Origin of the sequence: Halomonas sp. KX33721 (genome assembly GCF_001596805.1) — a bacterium.
Lineage (GTDB): Bacteria > Pseudomonadota > Gammaproteobacteria > Pseudomonadales > Halomonadaceae > Vreelandella > Vreelandella aquamarina.
Window position 1 is genome coordinate 1 of record NZ_LVIA01000008.1, and the last position, 23,885, is coordinate 23,885.

Below are 23,885 nucleotides of genomic sequence, written 5' to 3' on the forward strand. Positions count from 1 at the left end.
CCTCTACGTACTGCACCACAAGCACTGGGTCAGCGAAATGCTGCGCGCCATCGACAAAGAGCGCAGTCAGTTTATCGCCACCGCGACCGCCTAAGCGCCCGATGCCTAAAGAAAGGAGAGAAAGGCCATGAGTATCAGCTATCACGACATCCAAGCCTTTTTATACCGCGAAGCCCGTCTGCTGGACGACCGCGAGTGGGACGAATGGCTCACGCTGTATCACAAAGACGCCGAGTTCTGGATGCCGGCCTGGGACGACGACGACCAGCTCACCCGCGACCCCCATAGCGAGATCTCCCTGATCTACTACCCCAACCGCGAAGGGTTGGAAGACCGGGTGTATCGCATCAAGACCGAGCGTAGTGGTGCCAGCACACCGGAGCCGCGCACCACGCATCAGGTAACGAACCTTGAGGTCTTGTCGCAGGAAGGAGACACGGTTGCGCTGCGGTTTAACTGGCACACGTTAAGTCACCGCTACAAAAAGACCGACAGCTTTTTTGGCACCTCGTTTTACACCCTGGACGTGTCGGGCGAGCGCCCGCTGATCACACGAAAGGTCGTGCAGCTAAATAACGACTACATCCATCAAGTTATTGATGTGTATCACGTTTGAGAACTAGCGGTGAAGACAAGGATGTCGCTTATCGTGCTTTTTATAAAACAGAAGCACGTTGGAAATAACAATCTAAAACAAAACAATCCTGGTGAAAATATAATGAAAACTTTCAAAAAGACTTCCCTCATTACGTTGCTGGGTACTACAGCCGCTTTGTCAGCAATGAGCGTTTCAGCTAATGAAGACCCTGTAAAACTTGGCTTAATGCTACCTTATTCAGGTACCTATACCGCCCTTGGAGAAGCCATCACTAACGGCCTGAAGTTGGCCATTGAGCAAGAAGGTGGCCAGTTAGGTGGCCGTGATGTGGAGTACATTGAACTTGATTCAGAGGCTGACCCTTCCAAGGCACCTCAGAACATGAGCCGTTTGGTCAATGGAGATAATGTTGACTTCGTAATCGGCCCGGTTCACTCCGGGGTTGCAATGGGAATGTTGCGTGTTGCCAAACAGACTGGCGCTATCACCATCATTCCGAACGCAGGGTTGGGTGCCGCCACCAATGAGCTGTGCATGCCGAATGTGTTCCGCACTTCGTTCAGCATGTGGCAAGACAGCTATCCAATGGGCAAGGTGGCGTACAATCAAGGGCATCGAAAAATTGTCACCATTACATGGGATTACGCTGGGGGCAAAGAAGACCTGGCTGGCTTTGAAGAGGCTTTCACCGCTGAGGGTGGCGAAATCGTTCAGCAGATTTTGGTGCCATTCCCAAGCACCGAGTTTCAGAGCTACCTAACCCAGATTGCCAGCCTAGAGCCGGATGCCGTCTACACCTTCTTTGCTGGCGGCGGCGGTGTCAGCTTCGTTAGAGATTATGCTGCAGCAGGGTTAAAGGAGAGCATACCCCTGCTGGGTTCAGGTTTCCTAACTGAAGGTAACTTGGAAGCGCTGGGCGAGGCGGGTGAAGGGGTAATGACGACGCTGCATTACGCTGAAACCCTCGAAAATAACGCCAATCAGTCTTTCTTGACCGCCTACGAGAATGCTTACGGAGAAACGCCTGATACCTATGCCGTGCAAGGTTACGACACAGGTATGATGCTGGCACAGGCGCTTAGCGTGCTGGGTGGTGATACGTCTGATCGGGAGCGTTTGATCGATGTGTTGGCCAACGTGCAACTGGCTAGCCCCCGTGGCCCGCTCAGCTTCTCTGCTTCCCATCATCCTATCCAGAATGTCTATCTGCGCGAGATTCGCGACGGCAAACATGAGGTCGTCAGTATCGCTGCTGAGAATCTTGAAGTCCCTGATGACGCTTGCCAGATGTAACGGCTTATCGCATCACCTTGGGGCGGGTATAGCCCGCCCCTCACTCGGATTCTCGGAGGGATCGTATGGATCTCGCATTTTTTTAGCGTACAGCTTTTGAATGGATTGCAGTACGGGTTGCTGCTGTTTTTGATCGCCAGTGGGTTAACACTGATTTTTGGCATTATGGGCATCATTAATCTCGCCCATGGTGCCATGTACATGATTGGTGCCTATTTGGTGTATGACCTGACTCTGCGCTTTGGCAATTTCTGGCTGGCCATGTTGGCGGCCATCCCCATCGCGATTGCCCTGGGGCTCATCATTGAGCGCTTGTTTCTCGATACGCTTTACAAGCGTGACCATCTGTACCAGGTCCTGCTGACCTTCGGGCTGATTTTAGTGCTTAACGAAGCACAGCGAATGATCTGGGGAGGCGATGTGCATCGAGTGCCGGTACCCGCACCATTTGACGCCAGCATCCCACTGACCGACAACCTTCAGTACTCGGTCTACCGACTCTTTGTGATGGGCGTCTGCTTGGCCTTGGCCGGGGTGATCTATGGGGTGATTCGGCATACGCGCCTGGGCATCATCATTCGTGCTGGGGCTGTCAATCGCGACATGGTGGAAGGGCTGGGGATCAATGTTCGTACTCTTTTTACGCTCATCTTCAGTGTTGGTGTGGCGCTGACAGCCTTTGCGGGCATGATCGCCGCACCACTCACCTCTATTGCGCCGGGCATGGGCGACAGCATTTTGATCACGTGTTTTGTGGTTGTGGTCATCGGCGGGATTGGTTCCATTAAAGGGGCATTTTGGGGCGCCATTATCATTGGCATGGCCACCACCTTTGGGGCGGTGCTCATCCCCAGTCTCGCCAGCATGGTGATCTATCTGATCATGGCGGCGGTTTTACTGGTGAAACCGCGCGGTCTTTTCGCGTGAGGAGAATAAGCAATGTTACATAGATACCCCAAGCGCGTTGCCTACATCATGCTGGCATTGACGGCGCTGGTAGCTACTTTCCCGCTTTGGGGAGTGGCCGTGTTCGGCAGCCAAGCTAACTTCATGTTAGAGAAGCTGACGTTGATGCTGATTCTGGCTCTGTTTGCGATGAGCCTGGATCTGTTAGTGGGCATCGTAGGCCTAGTAAGCCTCGGGCATGCGCTCTTTTTCGGTTTAGGAGCTTACACGCTGGCCTTGGCCAGTCCTGATTTTAGCCCAGCGTCTATGTGGTGGATGTTACCACTGGTCATAGGCGTCTCGGCCTGCGTTGGGCTAATAGTAGGCATCTTGGTCATTCGTACTAAAGGCATCTTCTTTATTATGACGACCCTGGCATTTGGCCAGATGCTTTACTACTTCATTAGCACTTCCCAGTTTGCGGGTGGAACCGACGGTGTCTTTATTATGTTCCGACCCAGCCTCGCAATAGGCGATACCACGCTGGTGGATCTGGATAACCCTTACAGCTTCTTTTACTTCTGCCTGGGAATGCTGCTGGTCGGGTATCTCTTTCTACGCTGGCTGACCCGTTCCTATTTCGGCCAGGTGCTGGACGGTATTCACGACAACGAGCACCGCATGCAGGCCCTAGGCTATGCCACCAGTGGCTACAAATTGATTGCCTTTGTGATTGCCGGGGTCATGGCAGCCATTGCTGGCATGTTGGCGGCGATGCAGTACGGTTTCGCCAACCCGGCTCAGCTTGGCTGGCACACCTCTGGCGAAGTGTTAATGATGCTGATTTTAGGCGGCATGGGTACCATTTTTGGCCCCATCCTAGGCGCTTTTGCTTACGAGATACTGCTGTTTGTCTATGAACACGCCACAACGCACTGGCCGATCCTGATGGGCTTGACGATTATCGTCGCTGTCTTGGTTCTCCCTCGAGGTATTGCAGGTGTGATGATAGCGCCCCCCTGGCAACGCAAACGCACTACGGTTTCTAGCAACGAGGACGAGACAAAACAAGCATCTTCAGTCTCCGCTCAACCCGCTACACAGAGTAAGGGGGACTAAACCATGCGCAATGATATCGTCTTAGCCACCCAGGGCCTGACCCGTCGTTTTGGTGGTCTGGTCGCCGTCAACGACGTTGATTTTGATGTAAAAGCTCACGAGATACATGCCATCTTGGGACCGAATGGAGCTGGAAAAAGCACGCTGATCAATTTGCTTTCTGGCGAGATTCCACCCTCGGAAGGCGAGGTGCTATATCAACAGCAACCGATTCAAGGCAAAAATGCGCGTCAGATCGCACGCCTAGGTATCGGTCGCAGCCATCAAAAGACCAATATATTCCCCCGCCTTACATGCCTGCAAAACTGTGAGCTCGCAGCGCGTATTCATCTGGGCGGTGTGTTTGGCAGTTGGCGTTCACGGCATACCGCTCGACAGGTGAGCGAGCGGGCTCAAGAGGTACTGGAGACCTGTCAGCTGAACCATCGGGCGCATACGACCGCCTCGGACATGAGCTACGGTGAACAGCGCCAGCTCCAAATTGCCATGGTACTAGCAACTGCTCCGACACTAATGCTGTTGGATGAGCCGATGGCAGGCATGGGGCGTGAAGAGACTGCCCAGGTCACGGAGCTGCTCGCCAGTTTGACCGACCGCTACACCCTGGTGCTGATTGAGCACGATATGGACTCGGTCTTCCGCTTGGCCGACCGTATCACGGTCATGGTCGATGGCTGTGTGCTAGAAAGTGGCCCAACGGAGCAGATACGTAACAGTGAGAAAGTCCGTGATGTCTACCTGGGACGCCATGATGAGGGGGCAACCGCATGACCACAAACGCTACAGAGACGCCCTTGATTGATGCCCGAGGGCTGCATACCTACTACGGCGAAAGCCATGTATTGCATGGGGTCGATTTGACCCTAATGCCCGGAGAGACCCTCAGCCTGCTGGGCCGTAATGGCATGGGCAAGACCACCACGTTGAAGTCTATCCTCGGCTTTGTACCGCCACGCCGGGGGGAAGTCTTTATCAAGGGTGTGTCAACCGCGAAGCGTCGTCCCTGGCAGCTGATGCGTCAAGGGATCGGATACGTGCCGGAAGGGCGTGGGATATTCCCCGGCATCAGCGTGCGTGAGCACCTCATCATGGCGGCGCGCCCCAATGAGCGGGGAGAGACCCCCTGGACCATGGAGCGAGTTTTGGACACGTTTCCGCGCTTGGGGCAGCGCATTAATCATGATGGAGCGCTGTTGTCAGGCGGAGAGCAGCAGATGCTCTCGATTGGTCGCGCACTAACGACGAACCCAGATCTGATGATTCTCGATGAGGCAACGGAAGGGTTAGCGCCGCTGATCCGTGATGAAATCTGGAAGATCATTCGTACGATTAAGGCGACGGGCATTTCGACCATCATTGTCGATAAGAATATCGATAACCTGCTGGAAGTAGCCGAAAAACAATTACTGCTAGTCAAGGGTGAAGTGATGTACAGCGGCGATTCTCAGGGGCTAAAAAACAACCCTGCGCTCCTGGAAACTCACCTAGGCGTTGCCTGAGAAGAGAGCCCGGCAAGCCAATACTTGTCGGGCTATTGATGGCAGGCAGTGCAATTCAATGGCACTAGGAAGTTTGTTGCATGCAATTACATAAGGATTGGTCGGTTCCCGCGATCACCGCAGGCTTTGTGGCAGTGCTGGTCTCGTACTCTGGCCCGCTGGCTATCTTTTTTCAGGCGGCTCAGAGCGCTGACATCTCAAACACGATGATGACCTCTTGGGTCTGGGCCATCTCTATTGGGGCTGCTGTCTCGGGTATCTTGCTGAGCCTGTGGCTGAAAGTACCGGTCGTGACTGCCTGGTCTGCTCCGGGCACTGCCTTGCTGGTCACCCTATTTCCGGGATTATCTCTCAATGAAGCAGTGGGGGCGTATCTGACGGCAGCGATGATCATTTTCGTGATCGGTATAACGGGCTCTTTTGACCGTATTATCCAGATGATTCCGCCCGGCATTGCCAGTGCCATGATGGCGGGCATCCTATTTCAATTCGGTATTGGCGTCTTCGTTTCATTGGAAAGTGTGCCAGCATTGGCGATTGGTATGTTGATTGCCTACTTGGTATTTAAACGGCTAACACCGCGTTACAGCCTAGTACTGCTATTGGTGGTCGGCGTTGCCTTGGCGGTCTTATTAGAAGGTGCAAGTTTGGAAGGGGTTGCAGTGGAGTTTGCGCAGCCGCAGTTCATCCGTCCGGAGTGGACGTGGAACGCTACCTTGAGCTTGGCTATACCTTTGGTCTTGGTCAGTCTAACGGGGCAGTTCTTGCCCGGCATGGCCATTCTGCGTACCTCAGGCTATTCAACACCAGCTAAGCCAATTGTTACTGTGGCTAGTCTAACATCTTTCGGGACGGCCTTTTTCGGCGGTATTACCACTGTGATCGCCGCGATTACAGCAGCTATCTGTACCAGTAAGGAGGCTCATGAAGACCCCGATAAGCGTTACGTCGCAGGTGTAGCAAATGGAGTGTTCTATCTAGTTGGTGGCATTTTTGCGGGCACCATTGTGGCGCTATTTACCTCCTTGCCTAGCGAATTTGTTGCGGTACTTGCAGGCTTAGCACTGATTGGCGCTATCAGTAGCAATATCAGCGCGTTCGCTGCCGAGAAAAGCCATTTAGAGGCCTCTGTGATGACGTTCATTGCCACGGCATCGGGAATCAGTTTTTTAGGTCTTGGTTCAGCTTTCTGGGGAGTGATCGTTGGAGCGCTGGCGTATAACTTGCTGCACCGGCGTTTCACCCTACTTAACCACAAGGCTTAATAACAATAAGGACTGCTTAAACAGTCTTTGGAGAATAACTATGCATAATATAGTGGTTGCTATTGATGACAGCGAGTACTCACTGAACGCTGTAGAGTTTGGACAACGTCTCGCATCGCAGCTGGGCATAGAGGTAAAGGCTATCTCTGTGGTGCCAGAGCAAGATGCGGTAGCTTCACGCCGTGCTACGCTGAAAACACGCTTTGAGGCCCACCAACTCCATAACATAGCTATTGATGTTGTCGTTCATGACAGCGCTAAAGCTTACCTTGGTCAGCTTGCCAGTCGCGAGGATACAGGAGTGTGCATGATGGCACACGGGCGGCGCCCTGTACCGGAGATGCTGATCGGCAGCGTAACGGCAGGCGTTGTGCGGCGCTCTCAGCGGCCGGTGTTTCTGTGCGGGCCGCGCTATAATAACCGTCTTCACCAGCAAGTTGACGTATTGGCTGTTTGCGTTGATGGTTCTACGCTATCCGAACAAATACTGCCCTATGCCGCAGCGCTGGTGAAGCGATTAGGAGCGCGCTTACAGCTGCTTCAGGTAATAGATACGTTTGCTGTTAGCAAACCAACGTCGTTAGGTCATACCGACGTGTTAGAGTCGGCCTATTTGGCTGAATTGGCACGCCGTGTTGAAAGCGAGCAAGCGCTTGAGGTTGACTGGGAAGTGCTCCATGGCGATCCGGCTGACTCTATCGTGAATTACTTAGCAGATAGCCACAATACCATGCTGGCCATGACCACCCATGGCCGTAGTGGTATCACTCAGGTAGTCACAGGAAGCGTTAGCCATGAGGTCGTCCATGAAGCTCCTTGTCCGGTCGCTGTGCTCCGACCTTAAAACAGAACATTTCCACAATTATGGATACCGGCCTGAGCGCCGGTTTTCAACCAGCACATCTAAAATAGCATTGGCTGTTTGCATGAGGTGAGAAGGCTTTTCACCACGACGGCGGCTACATATAACAGGTGATGTGATACTGCTATCCGCTAGCGGTACATAGGTAATACCATCTCGCTGAACACGCTTGACCTGTTCTGGTACGAGTGTAATGCCTATACCTGAAGCTACTAGGCTCAGAGCGGTTTGTACTTCATTCGCTTCCTGAACAACCTGTACTTTCAGCCCCCTTCTACGAAAAATACCCAGCACCATATCAGCTAAGCTCGGGCGTGGCTTGGCTGGGAAGAGAATGAGAGGGTAGCAGGCCAGCTCTTCACAGCTTGGGGCTGTGCCTTCAAGTGGGTGCCCGCTGGGTAAAGCAGCAATAATTGGCTCATCGAAAAGAATTTCTTGCTCTACGTCTGGGTCATCAATCCGTATACGGCCAAACCCCATATCGATCCGACCTGCCTTCAAAGCCTGAATTTGCTGAACTGTCGTAAGCTCTGCTAAAGATAACTCGACATTGTCCATTTGTCGCAAGTCGCGAACCAGCATGGGAAGCTGACCGTAAAAGACGGAAGGAACAAAGCCAATACCAAATAGTTGACGCTTGTTACGGGCCATATGCCGTGTAGCTTCAATGGTGACTTCGACCTTTTCGAGTATCTGGATGGCGTGTTGCTGGAAGAAGATTCCAGAAGGAGTTAACTGTAGCCCTCGTGAGTTACGTTCGAAAAGCTCTGTACCCACCTCTTGTTCTAGCTGCTTGATTTGGCGAGACAGCGGAGGCTGAGACATGTGCAGCCGTTCAGCGGCACAGGTGAAGTTGAGCTCTTCGGCAACAACGCAGAAGTATCTGAGGTGGCGTAGTTCCATGATACCTCCAGAGTATAGTCAGTTATTCAAATAATATTGGAATTGTTGTATGAGAGGCCACAAGCTATCGGCTGTATGGTTTTAATACATAACTGTTTGGAATACTTAAAAAGTATAGCCTACCAGTTTTAAGAAACAAAACGCCTAATGCTTTAGTTGAATAGGAGACGAGGCCCTTATGTATACACGTATTTTGGTTCCCATAGATGGCTCTGCTCATGCACAGCATGCCCTGCGGATTGCTTGCCAGTTATTAGATAGCAACGATGCAACACTCCATCTACTGCATGTGCCCGAATCACTGATGTATGCAGCCACCTTGGTATGGGGGCTTGGTGCCGTTAATGCGGAAGCTTCCAATGCTGAGCGGGAAAAGTTGGGCAACGAGCTTTTAGAGCAAGCAGCAAAATCAGCCAAAGAGCATGGTGCTCAGCATGTGGAAAAGCAGCTTATCAACGGCGATCCAGTACGGGTGATATTAGCGACTGCAGAGGAGTGTGGAGCTGATGCCATTGTTATGGGGAGCCGTGGGCTAAGCGATTTAGGCGGGGTTGTAATTGGTAGTGTTTCACACAAAGTGAGCCACCTCGCTAAGTGCCATGTCATTACCGCAAGCCAGTAGCGCGCAACAACCAAATTGCGTCAACACTAAAAAAGGGTGCCCAATGATAGGCACCCTTCCTTAAGTTTAGAGCATAAGGTTAACGCTCGAAGATAGCGGGTTAGGCGCTTTTCTTCTGGTTTTCCTTCTGATCAACGGTTTTACCTTTCTGGTCGCTCTGCTTGCTGTCACTGGCGTCGCTGGGTTGGGGCAGCGATGGCAGAGATTTGGCTAGCATATCAACACTGTGACGATAGTAGAGCTGGCTCTTGTTGTGCTCGCCTAGGCTTGCGTAGAGGCGAGCAAGCTCGGCACACACTTCGCCATTGGGGCGCTGGCGCTGGCTGGCTTCAAAGTATTCCAGCGCTTTTTCCCACTGGCCAACACGTAGTGACAGGCGTCCACAGGCGAGCAGCAGCTCGGGGTCGTTGGGGCGCTCTTGTAGCCACTTTTCGGCCTTGGCGAGCTGGCGAGCGGCATCGACATTGAGCAGGCCGTAGCGCTTGACCAAGCGGGCGTCCCAGTGGTTATCCAGTGAGTGGTTCAGCAGACGCTCGGCAATCGGCTCTTCGTTGGCATGTAGCAGTGCCTCGGTATAGAGCACGATCAGCTCGGTATTGCCGCGCAGGTAGTCGGGCATATCCGCCCACAGCCCGCGAACCCGTTCGATATTGGTAGGGTTCTTCGCTTCGAAGATGATCAGCTCGCGATACGCTTTGAGTTCCAGCTGTTCGCGCTCTTGCTGGGTAATCAGCTTCTGCGCGGCCAGACGTGGAATCAGGCGGCGCAGGCCTTCCCAGTCGTTGACGCTCAGGTGTACCTGCTTCAAAAGCTTCAGTACCTGCGGGTGATTGGTGAGCTGCTTATCCAGGCGAGTGAGAATTGCCAGAGCCTCTTCCGGCTGCTGACGGTCAATCATCAGCTGCGCCTGCATCAGGCCAACGGCGGTATCCGCACCGTCGGTGGTCAGCTGGGCCTGGTTCAGATGCTCCTGGGACTTCTCGTGGTCGCCCTGATAGTGGGCTGCCAGCGCGGCCGATAGGTAGTTCACCAGCGGTGTGCTGGAGTCGTCGGCGGCGCGCACCAAGGTTTTCTCGGCTTTTTTCCAGCGGCCTTCGGTGAGTGCCACCAATCCACGCACGGTGCGTTTCATGGCGCGACGGTTACGGGCGCGGCTATTCCAGGTACGGAAGCGACCAACCGGGCGAATAATGCCGGTAAGCAGGCGTAGCGCGAAGTGCAGCACAATAAAGGCACCCAGCAGCAGCACCAGACCAAACCAGAACGAGGTTTGAACCGAGGTGTCGCCCACTCGAATCAGCCAGTAACCGGGCACTGACATCATCAGGTGCCCAAAGAGCGCGCCAACCGCAAGGCCCGCGACGATCAACAGGATGAGTTTTCTCATGCATCACCTCCATCCTGACGACGCGACTCGAAACGGTTGTCGATGAAGCTGGCCAGCGCTTGCTGTGAGGCGCTGATATCCGGCAGCTCGGGCTTTACTTCGGCCTGCTTCAGCTCTTGAAGGCGGGCTATGACGCTCTGGGTCTCTGCACGCTCGGTGTCGTAGTAGCCGTTCAGCAGCTCCAGGGCTTTGTCGATGCTCGCTTCGTACAGCTCGGGCTCCTCTTTGAGCAGCGCTAGCTGAGACTGCTCGAGAATCAGGCGCAGGCTCTGGCGCAGGTAGGACTCCTGCTCCGGCGTGATCAACGCTTCCAGCGCTTCATCGTGCTGACGAATGACCACGAGATCTTTTAGCTCTTCACCGAAGCGGGCGAGCTGGCGCTGGAAAGTGCCGGTAGGCGGCTGCTCAATGCTCGACGTCACGGCGCGCTCTTCGATCTCTTGAGATAGGCGCAGACCCGCTACGCGCTCTTGCTGGGCATTCAGAGCTAAGTAAATGCCTGTGCGGTCCACTTGAGGAACGGCGTCCAGCGCGGCGAGCTCGTTGGCAATTTCACGACGCACGGGCGTTAGCGCCGGGTTATCGGCATCGGCCAGACGGGCATCGGCGGTGCGCAGCAGAGCGGCGGCACCTTCCACATCACCCTCCAGCTGCAGGCGCTGATTCGCCAAACGCAGCAAGTAGGCTGCTTCGGCGTGAAGCCAATCGCGCTCGTCGGTGTCCTGCTCTTGTGAGAGCTGCGTCAGCACCTCGTCCAGCGTGCTGTTGATGTCGCTGCGATAGCTATCCAGCTCGCTGCGCAGTTCGCTCACGGTACTCTCCAGCGCTTGGCTTCGTTCGGCTTCGCCCTCTTCGATCCGTGACTCAAGCTCGCTGACCGCTTGCTGGGAAGCGCTGTTTTGCGCTTGCTGGGCCAATTCGTCCAGGCGCTGCTGCTGACTATCCAGGCGCTGCCAGCCTTGCCAAGTGATCAGGCCCAGGGCGAGTGCCAGGATAATCACCAACGCGATGGCAAGACCGCCGCCTTTGCTGCCACCACTACCGGCTGTAGTGGCGGGCGGGATTGGCTTACCGGCACTGCCCGACGAAGCGGCTGGCTTGGTGTCGGCGGCGCTGTTCTTGGCGTCCTTAGTGTCCTTCGTGTCTTTCGTGTCCTTGGTGTTGCTAGCGGCGGACGTTTTGGCCGAGTCAGACGTCGGCCCGTTATTGCTCGCCGTGCCGGTTTGCGGTGCCGAAGAGGCACTGTTGCCACTCTTATGGCGGCGGCGCGAACGGCTATTTTTGGCCGCGTAAGAGGAGGAGACGCTGCCAGCAGTCGACTCGCTTTTCGCCGATGATGCCGTAGTATCGCTCGGTTGCGCGTTATCTTGGGATGCATCGGCAGACGTGTTGTTAACGCCTTCCTGCTCGTTTGGTTGTTTGCTCATCTGTCGCTAGCCCTTATTAAGTTCCTTGATCGACATCGGCACCCTATGGGTTGCAGGACCGATCCAACGCGGCCACCAGCGCAGCCGGCGTTGCTCCCGACGCCACCTTGAGGTCACAAAAACCCAGTTTACCGGCCAGTGTAGCTAAACGGTGACTGGAAACGATTAGCGGTTGGTTCAACGCTGCTGGACCACACCATTTTGCCAGATATTCAAGCAGTTCGCCGCTGGTGACGATGAGCGCCCGGTAGGCACCTGTGGCGAGGCGCTTTTGCATCGCTGGCGAAGGCGGCTGATAAACCCGCCGATAGACCGCCAGCCGGGTAATAGTGGCCCCGCGTGCCGCTAGAGTATCGGCGATCAGCGTGCGGCCGCCTTCTCCTGCCACCAGCAGTACTCGTTGATGTGCTAGGTGGCGAAGCGACGCTAGCGAAAGCAGCGCTTCGCTGGTGTCTTCACCCTGCTGGGGCGGAGGAATACGTACCCGAACCCCAAGCTGATCGAACAGTATGCTGGCAGTGCCCCGTCCAACGCTATAGTAATCAATACCGATAGGTAGCTGTGGCCAGTAGCGATCCAGCGCCTCGCTTAAACAGTAAGCGGCAAAGGGGCTGACCACCACTATCTTATGGTACTGATCAATATCCAACCAGACTTGGCGCTGCGTAGCATCTTCAGGCAGCGCTTCCAGATGCATCACGTCAAGCGACTCCACCCAGCCTTCGCTTGCCCGCAGGGCATCAGCCAGCGTTTCGCCCCGCTCCCCAGGGCGGCAAATCAGTACCGGCTGGCTCATACGTTGCGGCCGTAAACCTCTGCCAAGATATCGCCGGCGCCTTGATCCAGCAGCTCTTCGGCAATACGAATGCCGAGCGCTTCCGGCTCATGGATAGAGCCACGGCCCTCGGCACGCAGTACCTCGGTGCCCTCTGGGTTGCCCACTAGCCCGCGCAGCCACAGGGTATCGTTGGCTTTATCCAGTACGGCGTGCCCGGCAATCGGTACTTGGCAGCCACCTTCCAGGCGCGTGTTCATGGCGCGCTCGGCGCGCACGCGGGTGGCGGTATCCTGATCGTCCAAGGGGGCCAGTAGCGCAATCAATTCGGGGTCGTGCAAGCGACATTCGATGCCTAGTGCGCCCTGGCCGCAGGCGGGCAAGCAGATTTCAGGGGGCAGTGCTTGGGCGATTCGCGCATCGAGCCCCAGGCGCTGCAGGCCAGAGGTGGCCAGAATGATAGCGTCGAACTCGCCATCGTCGAGCTTCCCAAGGCGAGTCTGGACGTTGCCGCGCAGGTTGAGGATTTGCAGGTCCGGACGGGCTTCACGTATTTGTAGGCCACGACGTAGGCTGGCGGTACCGATGCGCGCACCTTCGGGCAGCTCGTCGATGCTGTTATAGTGGTTGGACACGAATGCATCGGTGGGGTCTGCCCCCTCTAAAATCACCGATAGCCCCAAGCCTTCGGGGAAGTGCATGGGTACGTCTTTCATGGAGTGAACGGCAATATCGGCGCGTCCATCCAGCATGGCGTCTTCAAGCTCCTTGACGAATAGCCCTTTGCCACCAATTTTGGAGAGAGGCGTATCGAGAATTTTGTCGCCTTTGGTGGAGAGGGGGACAAGCTCAACTTCCAGACCGCTATGTGCCGCCACCAAGCGGTCGCGGACGTACTCGGCCTGCCACATGGCCAACTGACTTTTACGCGTGGCGATGCGCAATTTAGTGATGGATGACACCTGATTCTCCCTTTGCCGCTGACACGGCGCGTCGAACTGTGATAGTTCTCATCATAAAGCACCCAGCCACACAGTAAAAATAACCGGCCGAATTTAGGGCCAGCGCTGAACGCGTTTAACGCCTGTTAGGAAATGCCATGCCCCCTGTTGAACCGCAAGGCAAGCTAGACCAATTCTTTCTGCTTTCGCAGGATTTGTTCTGCTGCATTGACTTTGCGGGCACGCTGCTCAGCATCAACCCAACCTTTGAGTCGTTACTGGGTTACCAAGCAGAAGCGCTGCTGGGTAGGCCCTGTGGTGTCGTGGTAGAGCCGCGTGATCATCCCGTTATCGAAGCAGCGTTGGCAAGGGTATGCCGGGGTGAAAAAATTAATGCCTTCGATATTTGTGCGTTAGCGGTAGATGGTAGGCGCGTTTGGTTGGAAGTGTCCGCTTCTGCCGGTGAGCAGGTGATTTATGTGATTGCCCGAGATATTTCTCGTCGCAAAGCGGTGGAAAAGCAGCTACGGCGTAATCAGCGGCTGTTCCGTATTGCCGGTGAGACAGCGCATATAGGCGGCTGGTATATGGATTTAGCGGTGGGGCTGCCGATCTGGTCGGAGGAGGTGTGCCGCCTTCACGATATGCCTGTTGGCCACCAGCCCACGCTGGAGGAGGCGATTGCTTTTTACACGCCAAGCTCTCGGTCGCGTATTCAAGCCGTGTTTACCAACTGCTGTGAGAAGGGGATAAGTTTTGACGAAGAGCTGGAGATTATTACCCAGCAGGGGCGACGGCGTTGGGTGCGAGTGATTGGCCGAGCGGTGCGCGATGAGCTAGGAAAAATTATTCAAGCTCAGGGCTCTACTCAGGATATTACCGAGCGCAAAGACACTGAACGGCAGTTGGCGCTGCTGGAGCGCAGCGTGGAGTCTAGCACCAATGGCGTGGTCATTGTGGATGCTCAGCGCCCTGATCTGCCGATAGTGTATGTGAACGCTGCCTTTGAGCGCATCACCGGCTACTCGCGAGAGGCCGCGCTGGGCCGCAACTGCCGTTTTCTACAAGGAATCGACACGGACCCTGCGACCCAGGTGCAATTGCGCAAAGGCATCAAAGAGCAGCGCGAGGTGCACGTGGTGATTCGCAACTATCGCCGTAACGGTGCGCCTTTCTGGAACGATCTTTATATCTCCCCGGTGCGCGATGAAGCTGGCGTAGTCACACATTTTATCGGCGCGCAAAACGATATTACTGCCCAGCGAGAGTATCAGGCCCAGCTGAGCCATAACGCCAATCACGATGCGCTGACCGGGCTGCCCAACCGGCTGTTGCTGGACCAGCGCCTTGCCCAAGGTTGTTTGTTAGCCAGGCGCTACCAGCGTTATTTAGCAGTGCTGTTCATTGATTTAGACGACTTTAAGCCAATCAATGACACCCTCGGCCATGAAGTGGGCGACTATATTTTGCTAGAGGTCGCCAAGCGCTTGGAGGAGGAGCTGCGCCCCTGGGACACCGTGGCCCGATTTGGCGGCGATGAGTTTATCGTACTGTTGCCGGATTTAGCCCACGAAGACGATGTCTTACAGGTGGTCGAGCGGCTGCTGGCACGAGTTTCGGCACCTTACTGGTATCGCAGCAACGAGCTAAGAATTACTGCCAGTATTGGGATTGCCACCAACGATGGCACTATTCAAACGCCGCGTCAGCTCATTCAGCAGGCCGACCTTGCCATGTACAAGGCCAAACGCAGGGGGCGCAACACCTTTCAGTGGTATACCGACGAACTTAACCGCAAGGTCACCGAGCGGGTGAATTTGCGCCATGCCCTGCAGCAGGCCATTGAGCAGGAGCAGTTTGAGCTCCATTACCAGCCGCAAATTCACCATAGTGGGCGGGTCGCTGGGGTTGAAGCGCTGATCCGTTGGTACCACCCAGAGCGTGGCAACATCCCGCCAGGGCAGTTTATTCCTTTGGCCGAGGATACCGGGCAGATTATCCCCATCAGTGAGTGGGTGATGGAAACCGCCTGCCGCGATGCGGTGGTGCTCAATGCCGAAAGCGCGACCCCCATCACCATGGCGATTAACGTATCACCCATGCAGTTTCAGCGCCCAGGCTTTTTAGACTCCGTAAAGCAGGTGCTGGCGCGTAGTGGCTTGCCCCCCGCGCTATTAGAGCTGGAGCTGACCGAAGGTGTGTTAATGGATAGCGCCGAACACACCATTCAGGCTTTACAGGCCCTGCGCCAACTGGGCGTGCACATTGCGCTGGATGACTTTGGCACCGGTTTCTCAAGCCTTAGCTATCTAAAACGCCTACCCATCAATAAGCTGAAGGTTGACCGCTCGTTTGTGGGCGATGTGGCCGTTGATTCCCGTGACGCCGCTATTGTAGAGGGTGTTGTCACCATGGCAGATAAGTTGGGACTCGAGGTGTTAATTGAAGGCGTTGAAACCGCCGAGCAGTTTCACTTCCTGCGTACCCTGCAGTGCGACCACTACCAAGGCTACTACTTTGCTCGTCCCATGGCCTTGAGTGCGCTGAAGGCATATTTGAAAACGCCGCTAGTAGTCGTTGCTAGCCAAGAATCTCCTGCCTCGTTATAAACACTGCCATAAAACGGCATGCCGCTCTACGCAGTGACTCTGGTACACTTTCTTTTAACGACTCCATTAGATTTGTCAGCAGGATATCTCTCCGATGAGCCAAGCTACGAACCAGTCTTGGGGCGGTCGCTTCAGCGAGCCCACCGATGCTTTTGTTGCACGCTTTACCGCGTCTGTGAACTTCGACCAGCGCCTAGCGCGCCAGGATATTCAGGGCTCGATTGCCCATGCCACCATGCTGGCGCGGGTGGGCGTGCTCACCGAAGAGGAGCGCGACGCCATTATTAACGGCCTGACCGAGATTCAGGGCGAGATTGATCGCGGTGAGTTCCAGTGGTCGGTACCGCTGGAAGACGTGCACATGAACATCGAAGCGCGCCTGACCGATAAAATCGGCATTACTGGCAAGAAGCTACACACTGGCCGCTCGCGCAACGACCAAGTGGCCACCGACATTCGCCTGTTCATGCGCGATGAAATCGACGTGATCGAAGCGGAGCTGACCCGTCTGCGTGACGGCATGATTGAGCTTGCCGAGCGGGAAGCCGACACCATCATGCCCGGCTTCACCCACCTGCAGACGGCACAGCCGGTCACCTTCGGCCATCATCTGCTGGCGTGGCAGGAAATGCTGGCCCGCGATCACGAGCGCCTGCTGGATTGCCGTAAACGGGTGAATGTGATGCCGCTGGGCTCCGCGGCGCTGGCGGGCACGACCTACCCCATTGACCGCCACGTGACCGCTGAGCTGCTCGGCTTTGATCGCCCGGCAGAAAACTCGCTGGACGCCGTGTCAGATCGTGATTTTGCAATTGAATTCACCAGCTTCGCCAGCATCCTGCTTATGCACCTGTCGCGGATGAGCGAAGAGCTCGTGCTGTGGACCAGTGCGCAGTTCAACTTCATCGACCTGCCCGACCGCTTCTGCACCGGCTCCTCCATTATGCCGCAGAAAAAAAAACCCCGACGTGCCTGAGCTGGTGCGCGGTAAAACCGGCCGTGTGTATGGCCATCTGATGGCGCTGCTGACGCTGATGAAGTCGCAGCCGCTGGCCTACAACAAGGACAACCAGGAAGACAAAGAGCCGCTGTTCGACGCCGTCGACACCGTGCGCGACTGTCTGAAAGCCTTTGCGGACATGGTGCCTGCCATTGAGCCGAAGAAAGAGAGCATGTACGAAGCGGCGCGGCGCGGCTTCTCCACCGCCACAGACCTGGCGGATTACCTGGTGCGTAAAGGCGTGGCCTTCCGTGATGCTCACGAGATCGTGGGTCTCTCCGTGGCCTACGGCCTGAAAACCAAGAAAGACCTCTCTGAAATGACCCTCGAAGAGCTCCAGCAGTTCTCCGATATCATTGAGCAGGACGTATTTGAAGTGCTGACGCTGGAAGGCTCGGTCGCTGCCCGCAACCACATTGGCGGCACGGCGCCTGACCAAGTGCGCGCCGCTGCAAACCGTGCGCGAGAAGCGCTGGCAGCCCTGAAAGGTGCGTCATGAAACGCAGTGCAATCACACTTAGCGCGCTGCTGATGGCCGCATTGCTGCTTGTTGGCTGTGGTCAAAAGGGGCCACTTTATCTGCCTGACGATACCAATGATTCGGCCGCCGAGCAGGAGGGGTAATGGATCACTTTAACTACCGCGATGGCGTGCTCTACGCCGAAGATGTGCCGCTAACGCAGCTGGCCGCCGAGCTGGGCACGCCCTGCTATGTCTACTCAAAAGCGACCTTTGAGCGCCATTTTCGCGCCTACACCGAAGCCTTGGGTGGCCACTCGCACTTAATCTGCTACGCGGTGAAAGCCAACTCTAACCTTGCCGTGCTGGGCCTTTTGGCCCGCATGGGGGCCGGGTTTGATATTGTCTCCGTGGGTGAGCTTGAGCGGGTGCTAAAAGCGGGCGGCGACCCCGCCAAAGTGGTGTTTTCTGGCGTGGCTAAGCAGCCCCATGAAATGGCGCGGGCGCTAGAAGTCGGCATCAAATGCTTTAACGTCGAGTCGCGCCCAGAGCTTGAGCGCCTGAATGCCGTGGCAGGTGAGCTGGGGAAAATCGCTCCGGTCTCGCTGCGCGTCAATCCTGATGTGGATGCGGGCACTCACCCTTATATCTCTACCGGCCTGAAAGATAACAAGTTTGGCATTCCGGTGGATGACGCGCTGGAGGTGTACCAACTGGCTGCCAGCTTGCCAAACCTGCGTGTGACGGGCCTGGATTGCCATATCGGCTCGCAGCTCACCGAAACCGCGCCGTTTCTAGATGCCCTGGAGCGCCTGTTGGTGCTGATGGAGCGCCTTCGCGAGCGGGACATCGAGATCGACCATCTGGATTTAGGCGGCGGCTTAGGCGTGCCCTACCGTGACGAGAAGCCACCCCAACCGTTCGATTACGCTAGCCAACTGCTGGCGCGCCTCTCCCGCTGGGAAGGCGGCGAAAAGCTCACGCTGCTGTTTGAGCCGGGTCGCTCTATTGCGGCCAACGCCGGGCTGATGCTCACCCGGGTAGAGTTCTTGAAACCCGGCGAGACCAAGAACTTTGCCATTGTCGATGCGGCCATGAACGACCTGATTCGTCCGGCGCTGTATCAGGCGTGGCAGGCGATTGTGCCGGTGGATACCCGCCAGCCTCGTGAGAGCGCCACCTACGACGTGGTCGGCCCTGTGTGTGAAACCGGTGACTTCCTGGGTAAAGAGCGTGAGCTTGCTATCGCCGAAGGCGATCTGTTGGCGGTGCGCTCCGCCGGAGCTTACGGTTTTGTGATGACGTCGAACTACAACAGCCGCCCGCGCCCGCCAGAGGTGATGGTGGATGGCGACACGTACCACGTGGTGCGCGCTCGGGAAACGCTGGAAAGCCTGTGGGCCGGTGAGGCGCTGCTGCCGGAAGGGGCGCGCTGATGCTGCTGCACTTCACCAAAATGCACGGCCTGGGCAACGACTTCATGGTGGTGGACCTGGTCACTCAGCGGGCGCGCCTGCGGGACGAGCAGATCCGCCAACTGGCGGACCGGCGCTTTGGCATTGGCTTTGACCAACTGCTGATCGTCGAGCCGCCCCGCGACCCGGACATGGACTTTCGCTACCGTATCTACAACGCCGACGGCAGCGAAGTGGAGAACTGTGGCAACGGCGCGCGCTGCTTTGCCCGCTTTGTGCGCGACCAGCGTTTAACCCACAAGCATGAAATCCATGTGGAAACCGCCGGTGGCCCGCTGGTGCTCAATGTTCAGCACGATGGCATGGTACGGGTCGATATGGGTAGGCCGCGCTTCAACCCGGCGACGCTGCCGTTTGAAGCGCCGGGTGATCAACCGCTGCATGAGATAGATGTAGGCGGTGAAACGCTGCAGCTTGGCGTGGTCTCCATGGGCAATCCCCATGCTGTCCTCCAGGTAGAGAGCGTGGATAGCGCCCCGGTGGAGCGCTTGGGGCCGCTGTTGGAGTCGCATCCTCGGTTTCCCAAGCGGGTCAACGTCGGCTTCATGCAGGTGGTCTCGCCCAGCGAGATTCGTCTGCGGGTGTTCGAGCGTGGCAGCGGTGAAACCCTGGCCTGCGGCACCGGTGCCTGTGCGGCGGTGGCCAGTGGGATTCGTCAGGGGCTTCTGAAGAGCCCAGTGAAAGTGCACTTGCCCGGCGGGCAGCTCAGTATCGAGTGGCCTGACCCCGAAGCGTCACTCGTCATGGTGGGCCCTGCTACCCGGGTGTTTGATGGTCGGGTATCACTCAACTAATGCGAGGAGAACGGCGATGTCTCAAGCTCCTGAGCCGCGCAAAACGCTCGACCCTGACCAAGTAGCGTTTTGGCTGGCCCGTCACCCCGATTTTTTTATTGGCCGTGAAGGGCTGCTGCAGCAGCTCAAAGTGCCCCACCCGAATATCGATGGTGCTGTGTCGCTGCTGGAGCGGCTGGTGATCGACCTGCGCCAGCGAGCTGAAACGGCGGAAGGGCGGCTTGAGCATTTGCTGGAAACCGCTCGTCATAACGAGGCTCAGTACCGTCGCCTGCGGGAAACGCTGCTCAGCTTAGTTGAAGCGGAAGACCGTGATGCCCTGGCCCAAGCGCTGGCGACTCAGCTTAACGAGCGCTTTCAAACCCCGGCGATGGCCCTATGGTGTCCCGCGTCGTTAAGCGATGCAGAGTCCACGCCACCCCAGCCGCCACGCCATATTCTCGACCAGCACGCCAGCGCTCGCTTGGCGGCGCTGCTGGATGGCCGCACCAGTCGCTGCGCCAAGCTGAGCGTCAGCGATTGGAAGTGCCTACTGCCCCATACCAAAGCACCCCGTAAAGCGGGTTCCTGTGCGATTACGCGTCTCTCGGCGGGGGAGCAGCTGGGTTATTTGCTGCTCGCTAGCCCCGACCCTGAATGTTACCGCGCCAGTATGGATACGCTGTTTACCGAGTACCTGGGCGATATTGTCGCGCGCCTACTGCTGCGGTTGGGATCGGAGCCGCATGGACAGCGATAGCTTGCTGGCAGACACGGTCACTAACTACTTAGCGCAGCTAGCCACCCATGCCAGCCCGGCCACGGTGGCGGCCTATCGTCAGGATTTATCCGCCTTTTGCCAGTTTGCCGAACAGCGTGGCATCACTCAGGCCAGCGCGCTGGACACGGCGCTGGCGAGAGCCTTTTTAGGCGCTGAACGTAGCCGGGGGCTGGCACCGAGAAGCCTAGCCCGCCGACGTGCGGCGCTATCTCGCTTTGCCGATGCGCTAGTGCAGCATCGCGTGTTGGCAGATAACCCGGTCAGCCTACTGCGCACCCCTAAGCAGCCCAGTCATCTGCCCAGACCGCTGGATGTGGATGCGCTGGCGCGCTTTCTGGATACGCCCCACGACGGCTCGCCGCTGGCGCTTCGCGACCAAGCCATGCTGGAGCTTTTCTACTCCAGCGGCCTGCGCTTAGCCGAGCTGGCGGCGCTGGATATGAGCCACTTAACGGCCAATCATGTGCGGGTGATGGGTAAGGGCAGCAAGCCCCGCCAAGTGCCGGTGGGACGGCGTGCCCAGCAGGCACTCACCGCGTGGCTCACCTGCCGGGCCAGTTTGGCGGCCAGCGCTGAAACGGCGCTGTTCGTCGGGCAGCGGGGGCAGCGGTTGGGGCATCGAGCGATCCAGAAACGCTTAGCACAGCTCTCGGTGGTGCGCGGCCTGCCCGAACATCTTCACCCCCACCGCCTGCGCCACTCTTTTGCCAGCCACCTGCTGGAATCTAGCCAGGATCTGCGTGCCGTGCAGGAGTTGCTTGGTCATGCCAATCTATCCACTACTCAAGTGTATACGCGGCTGGATTGGCAGCACTTGGCAGACAGTTACGATGCCGCCCACCCGCGTGCCAAACGCCGCCCCAGTGAGAGTTAATCATGGTCACGTTAGACGCCATCACCTTTGATTTGGACGACACCCTATGGGACAACCAGGGCGTCATGCTGAAAACCGAAGAGGGCCATTACCGCTGGCTGCTGGAAGCGCTGACAGCATGGCGTGCTGCCCGTCAAGAGGCGCCGCTACCGTTAACGTATGATGAGGGCGTAGCGGATTACCTGAAGCGCCGCCAGCAGTGGGCAAGCCAAGTGCCTGAACGGCGAGGTGACTTTACCTGGCTAAGGCTACGAGCGTTGGAGGCCCAATTGGAAACCAGCGGTTTGCCACGCAGCGCTGCGCTGTTATGGGCCGCTGCGGCAATGAATGAGTTCCACCGCCTGCGGGTGCAGGTCACGCCGCACCCAGAGGCTGCTGGGCTGCTATCGGCGCTTGCCGAGCGCTATCGGCTAGCGGCGATTACCAACGGCAATATTCACCTTAAGCGCCAGCCATTGGCGGCCCACTTTCCGGTAGCGATTGCCGCTGGAGAGCTGCTGGCTCCCAAGCCTGACCCCAAGCCTTTTCTCACCGCGCTGGAGCGACTGAATACCGTACCGCAGCGCGCCATGCACGTGGGCGACTCCTGGAATGAGGATGTGCTTCCCGCCCAGCAACTGGGTATGCATGCCGCCTGGGTGGCTGAATGCGGCGACCAAACGCTGCCCGAGCGGGTGCACCGTGTTGCTCATGTCAAAGAGCTACCGGAGCTGATTGAGTGGCTGGAAAAACGCGCCTAGACCACGCCTATTAACGGGCGTCTTCTGGAGTGTGCAGCCACTGGTCTAGTTTTTGGGAAAGGGTATCGACCCCGTCGCGTTTCAGCGATGAAAACAGCTGTACCGATACGAGGTCTTCCCACTCTTTTAAGCGGGAGCGCACTTTCTGCAGGGCGGCGCTGGCTGGACCACGCTTCAGTTTGTCGGCTTTGGTCAGCAGAATATGCACCGGCATCCCGCGCTGGTCAGCATAGTCGAGCATCATTTGGTCGAACTCGGTCAGCGGGTGGCGCACGTCCATAAGCAGCACTAAACCACGCAGGCTAAAACGGCCGCGCAGGTAGTCAGAAAGATGCTTTTGCCACTCGATTTTGACCGCTTCAGGCACTTTGGCGTAGCCATAGCCGGGTAGATCCACCAAGCGGCGCGACTCGTCGTTCATCACAGTGAAGAAGTTGATGAGCTGGGTTCGGCCCGGGGTGCGCGAGGTGCGCGCCAGCGCATTTTGCTGGGTTAGCGCGTTAATGGCGCTGGATTTACCGGCATTTGAGCGTCCGGCAAACGCTACTTCTGCACCGGTATCGTCAGGACACAGTGCCAGGGTTGGCGCGCTGATCATAAAACGCGCCGTGGGGTAGTTCAGCCGAGGGACTGGGCTATCATGGGGGGTAGACATGGAATTAATCCTGAAAAACAAACGTATAACACGGCCCGCTGGCCAACCCTAGTGTGAGAGAGAGCGGTACCGCGACGAATTACCCCAAAAGCAGACCTGGACTTGCATTCCCGCCGCTAGGGTGATTCGTTATAATGCAAGCGGTTTATAACTGCGACCTGGGGCGCTAGTGTACCATCGCGCTTTAGCCAGCAGCGACCAACACGACATTGTTGTTCGTTTTGGCGGAGCTGACCCTGGTAATGTGCTGAACCTGGGCAGCGCCCAGGGTGCGTACCAGTCAATAATCAAACGGCATAGTGGATTAGCAATGAGAAAGTTACTGGCAAGCCTGGCAATTACCATGGGTGCCGTTGGCACCGCCCACGCCCAAGCGGACCTTCAAGCCGACGCTGACGCAGCGGCAGGACGTGAACTCGCCCAAACCTGTGCAGCCTGCCATGGCCAGCAAGGTATCAGCGCAGTGGGTACTTTCCCCAACCTGGCAGGGCAGCAAATGTCCTACCTCGCCAAGCAAATCATGGATATCCGTGATGGCAATCGCGTGGTCCCGCAGATGGCAGGGTTAGTCGATGACTACTCCGACCAAGATGCTTGGGATGTGGCAGCACACTTTGCAGGCCAAGATGCCAACCTCGGCCAAACCAGCGATGAAGATGCTGAGCTGCTGGCCCGCGGTGAAGAGCTTTACCGCGCAGGCGATATGTCCAAAGGCATTCCCGCCTGTAGCGCTTGCCACACTCCCACCGGGGTAGGTATTGGTAGCGCTGTGTATCCGGCTCTTTCTGGTCAGCATGCGGAATATACCATCTCTACGCTGCAGGCATTTGCATCGGGTGAACGTACCAATAGCCCGAACAACCTGATGGGCGATATCGCTTCCAAAATGAGTGACCAGGATATGGAAGCTGTAGCCAACTATGTACTGGGCTTGAACTAATTC

Annotated in this window: 23 protein-coding genes and 1 pseudogene; 18 read left to right on the top strand and 6 right to left on the bottom strand. The window is 56.7% G+C overall.

From position 1 onward, the window contains the following. Positions 1-127 precede the first annotated feature (127 nt). The 8 genes from benB (at position 128) to A3220_RS02765 (ending at position 7,503) form a co-directional block, all read left to right on the top strand. The gene (gene benB, locus A3220_RS02730) at positions 128-616 is read left to right on the top strand and encodes a benzoate 1,2-dioxygenase small subunit (protein WP_062372975.1); all 489 of its coding nucleotides are present in this window, start codon (positions 128-130) and stop codon (positions 614-616) included. Positions 617-637: 21 nt separating this feature from the next. After that, complete coding sequence (locus tag A3220_RS02735; RefSeq protein WP_337954875.1) at positions 638-1,891, top strand: ABC transporter substrate-binding protein; 1,254 nt, start codon at positions 638-640, stop codon at positions 1,889-1,891. A gap of 96 nt (positions 1,892-1,987) precedes the next feature. Then, positions 1,988-2,818, top strand: a complete 831-nt coding sequence (locus A3220_RS02740) for a branched-chain amino acid ABC transporter permease (RefSeq protein WP_252860408.1) — start codon at positions 1,988-1,990, stop codon at positions 2,816-2,818. Between the two features lie 12 nt (positions 2,819-2,830). After that, positions 2,831-3,895, top strand: coding sequence for a branched-chain amino acid ABC transporter permease (locus tag A3220_RS02745; RefSeq protein WP_062372990.1), 1,065 nt, complete (start codon positions 2,831-2,833; stop codon positions 3,893-3,895). Positions 3,896-3,898: 3 nt separating this feature from the next. Beyond that, positions 3,899-4,666, top strand: a complete 768-nt coding sequence (locus tag A3220_RS02750) for an ABC transporter ATP-binding protein (RefSeq protein WP_062372993.1) — start codon at positions 3,899-3,901, stop codon at positions 4,664-4,666. Continuing rightward, positions 4,663-5,394, top strand: coding sequence for an ABC transporter ATP-binding protein (locus A3220_RS02755; protein WP_062372996.1), 732 nt, complete (start codon positions 4,663-4,665; stop codon positions 5,392-5,394). The genes A3220_RS02750 and A3220_RS02755 overlap by 4 nt, the downstream gene beginning before the upstream one ends. An 80-nt stretch (positions 5,395-5,474) precedes the next feature. Further along, on the top strand, positions 5,475-6,659 hold the full coding sequence (locus tag A3220_RS02760) for a benzoate/H(+) symporter BenE family transporter (protein WP_062373001.1): 1,185 nt from the start codon (positions 5,475-5,477) through the stop codon (positions 6,657-6,659). A gap of 40 nt (positions 6,660-6,699) precedes the next feature. After that, positions 6,700-7,503: a universal stress protein gene (locus tag A3220_RS02765; RefSeq protein WP_062373003.1), complete on the top strand. Its 804-nt coding sequence runs from the start codon at positions 6,700-6,702 to the stop codon at positions 7,501-7,503. 18 nt (positions 7,504-7,521) lie between these two features. Here the strand turns inward: A3220_RS02765 and A3220_RS02770 are convergent, their stop codons facing one another. Continuing rightward, positions 7,522-8,424: a LysR family transcriptional regulator gene (locus A3220_RS02770; protein ID WP_062373006.1), complete on the bottom strand. Its 903-nt coding sequence runs from the start codon at positions 8,422-8,424 to the stop codon at positions 7,522-7,524. A gap of 178 nt (positions 8,425-8,602) precedes the next feature. Between A3220_RS02770 and A3220_RS02775 the strand changes: the two genes are divergently transcribed. Continuing rightward, positions 8,603-9,046, top strand: coding sequence for a universal stress protein (locus A3220_RS02775; RefSeq protein ID WP_062373007.1), 444 nt, complete (start codon positions 8,603-8,605; stop codon positions 9,044-9,046). 100 nt (positions 9,047-9,146) lie between these two features. On the opposite strand, the gene A3220_RS02780 is transcribed toward A3220_RS02775, so the two are convergent. Genes A3220_RS02780 through hemC form a run of 4 tightly spaced genes read right to left on the bottom strand, consistent with a single transcriptional unit; the run spans position 9,147 to position 13,597 of the window. Continuing rightward, positions 9,147-10,433 (bottom strand): heme biosynthesis HemY N-terminal domain-containing protein, encoded by a 1,287-nt coding sequence (locus tag A3220_RS02780; protein WP_062373009.1) that lies wholly within the window; start codon positions 10,431-10,433, stop codon positions 9,147-9,149. After that, positions 10,430-11,860, bottom strand: a complete 1,431-nt coding sequence (locus A3220_RS02785) for a uroporphyrinogen-III C-methyltransferase (protein WP_062373011.1) — start codon at positions 11,858-11,860, stop codon at positions 10,430-10,432. The genes A3220_RS02780 and A3220_RS02785 overlap by 4 nt, the downstream gene beginning before the upstream one ends. A gap of 43 nt (positions 11,861-11,903) precedes the next feature. Further along, entirely contained in the window at positions 11,904-12,656 is a 753-nt protein-coding gene (locus tag A3220_RS02790) for a uroporphyrinogen-III synthase (RefSeq protein ID WP_044629839.1), read from the bottom strand. Continuing rightward, positions 12,653-13,597, bottom strand: a complete 945-nt coding sequence (gene hemC / locus A3220_RS02795) for a hydroxymethylbilane synthase (protein ID WP_062373012.1) — start codon at positions 13,595-13,597, stop codon at positions 12,653-12,655. The genes A3220_RS02790 and hemC overlap by 4 nt, the downstream gene beginning before the upstream one ends. Before the next feature lie 137 nt (positions 13,598-13,734). On the opposite strand from hemC, the gene A3220_RS02800 reads away from it, so the two are divergent. The 8 genes and pseudogenes from A3220_RS02800 to A3220_RS02830 all read left to right on the top strand — a co-directional run bounded on the left by A3220_RS02800 (position 13,735) and on the right by A3220_RS02830 (position 22,287). Then, positions 13,735-16,185, top strand: coding sequence for an EAL domain-containing protein (locus A3220_RS02800; RefSeq protein WP_062373015.1), 2,451 nt, complete (start codon positions 13,735-13,737; stop codon positions 16,183-16,185). A gap of 94 nt (positions 16,186-16,279) precedes the next feature. Beyond that, positions 16,280-17,684: pseudogene (argH, locus tag A3220_RS02805) on the top strand (argininosuccinate lyase). Further along, a complete protein-coding gene (locus A3220_RS16735) occupies positions 17,681-17,809 on the top strand; it encodes a lipoprotein (protein WP_074211274.1) in 129 nt (42 codons plus the stop codon). Before argH ends, A3220_RS16735 begins: the two are co-directional and overlap by 4 nt. Next, positions 17,809-19,080 (top strand): diaminopimelate decarboxylase, encoded by a 1,272-nt coding sequence (lysA, locus tag A3220_RS02810; protein WP_062373017.1) that lies wholly within the window; start codon positions 17,809-17,811, stop codon positions 19,078-19,080. Before A3220_RS16735 ends, lysA begins: the two co-directional genes overlap by 1 nt. Continuing rightward, entirely contained in the window at positions 19,080-19,913 is an 834-nt protein-coding gene (gene dapF, locus A3220_RS02815; RefSeq protein WP_044629844.1) for a diaminopimelate epimerase, read from the top strand. Before lysA ends, dapF begins: the two co-directional genes overlap by 1 nt. 16 nt (positions 19,914-19,929) lie before the next feature. Next, a complete protein-coding gene (locus A3220_RS02820; protein ID WP_054640742.1) occupies positions 19,930-20,652 on the top strand; it encodes a DUF484 family protein in 723 nt (240 codons plus the stop codon). Next, a complete protein-coding gene (locus A3220_RS02825; RefSeq protein WP_062373020.1) occupies positions 20,639-21,547 on the top strand; it encodes a tyrosine recombinase XerC in 909 nt (302 codons plus the stop codon). Before A3220_RS02820 ends, A3220_RS02825 begins: the two co-directional genes overlap by 14 nt. 2 nt (positions 21,548-21,549) lie before the next feature. Next, on the top strand, positions 21,550-22,287 hold the full coding sequence (locus tag A3220_RS02830) for an HAD family hydrolase (protein WP_062373023.1): 738 nt from the start codon (positions 21,550-21,552) through the stop codon (positions 22,285-22,287). A gap of 10 nt (positions 22,288-22,297) precedes the next feature. Here A3220_RS02830 and yihA read toward each other — a convergent pair whose 3' ends face one another. Next, positions 22,298-22,942, bottom strand: a complete 645-nt coding sequence (gene yihA / locus A3220_RS02835; protein WP_044629848.1) for a ribosome biogenesis GTP-binding protein YihA/YsxC — start codon at positions 22,940-22,942, stop codon at positions 22,298-22,300. 310 nt (positions 22,943-23,252) lie between these two features. On the opposite strand from yihA, the gene A3220_RS02840 reads away from it, so the two are divergent. Further along, complete coding sequence (locus A3220_RS02840; protein ID WP_044629849.1) at positions 23,253-23,882, top strand: c-type cytochrome; 630 nt, start codon at positions 23,253-23,255, stop codon at positions 23,880-23,882. The last annotated feature ends 3 nt before the right edge of the window (positions 23,883-23,885 follow it).